Source organism: Streptomyces minutiscleroticus, assembly GCF_014650875.1.
Lineage (GTDB): Bacteria > Actinomycetota > Actinomycetes > Streptomycetales > Streptomycetaceae > Streptomyces > Streptomyces minutiscleroticus.
Map to the genome: position 1 here is coordinate 1 of NZ_BMVU01000205.1, position 1,215 is coordinate 1,215.

The 1,215-nt window shown below is 71.4% G+C and carries 1 protein-coding gene; it reads left to right on the top strand.

Going from position 1 to position 1,215, the window contains the following annotated elements:
• Positions 1 to 1,101: IS701 family transposase (locus tag IE271_RS41005; RefSeq protein WP_190195491.1), on the top strand; the 1,101-nt coding region annotated here is incomplete at its 5' end.
• Positions 1,102 to 1,215: the final 114 nt, after the last annotated feature.

Consider the following 1,215-nt stretch of genomic DNA (forward strand, 5'->3'; position numbering starts at 1 on the left):
CTGGGCGAGGACGGCAACCGCCAGGCCCTGGCGCACTTCGTGACGACCAGCCCGTGGGACCCGGCGCATGTGCGGGCCCGGCTGGCCTGGCGGATGCAGGACGTGATCGGCCCGGAAGCGTTGATCATCGACGACACCGGGTTCCTCAAGGACGGCCACGCCTCGGCAGGCGTGGCCCGGCAATACACCGGCACCGCGGGCAAGGTCACCAACTGCCAGGTGGGCGTCTCGGCGCATCTGGCCGGTGATCATGCCTCGGCCGCGGTGAACTGGCGGCTGTTCCTGCCCGCCTGCTGGGACCCGGACTCTTCCAAGGCCGAGGCGGACAAGGTCGCCCGCCGTGCCCGGTGCGGCATCCCGGACCGGCTCGGGCACGTGGAGAAGTGGCAGCTGGCCCTGGACATGATCGACGAGACCCGCTCCTGGGGCATTGATGTCCCCCTCGTCGTCGCGGACGCCGGCTACGGCGATGCCGCCGCCTTCCGCCGCGGCCTGGAAGAGCGCCGCCTGCCCTACGTGGTGGGCATCTCTGGTCGCCATACCGCCCAGCCCGGCGATGCCCGCCTCATCCAGCCCGTCTATGCGGGCACCGGGCGGCCGCCGAAGATGCGCTGTCCCGAGCCCGCCCGGATGGTGAAGGACCTGGTCATCGAAGCCGGAAGGACGGCCGCCAAGCCGGTGTCCTGGCGTGAGGGCACCCGGCCGGGCAGCGGCCGCAGCGGGTTCAAGCGGATGTATTCGCGGTTCGTGGCCCTGCGCGTCCGCCCGGCCGGCCGCGGCGTCCGCCAGGCCACTGACGGCCCGGAGCTGCCCGAGCGCTGGCTGCTGGCCGAATGGCCCGCCGCCGAGAGCGAGCCGGTGCAGTTCTGGCTGTCCGACCTGCCCTCGGGCATGCCGCTGGGCACCCTGGTGCGGCTGGCCAAGCTGCGCTGGCGCATCGAGCACGACTACCGCGAGATGAAACAGGCCCTGGGCCTGGCCCACTTCGAGGGCCGCACCTGGGGCGGCTGGCACCACCACGTCACCCTCGTCTCCGCCGCCCACGCCTTTTGCACCCTGCAACGACTGGCCCACGACCCAAAAGAAGCAGCGCAGGTGTGAGTCTCTACCGGATAGTCCGCGAGATGCAGGCACTCCTCGCGACCTGGACCGGCGCCTGCCCCACCTGCCACCGCGACATACCCACACCGATACGAACCTGACCAAGCCCTACTA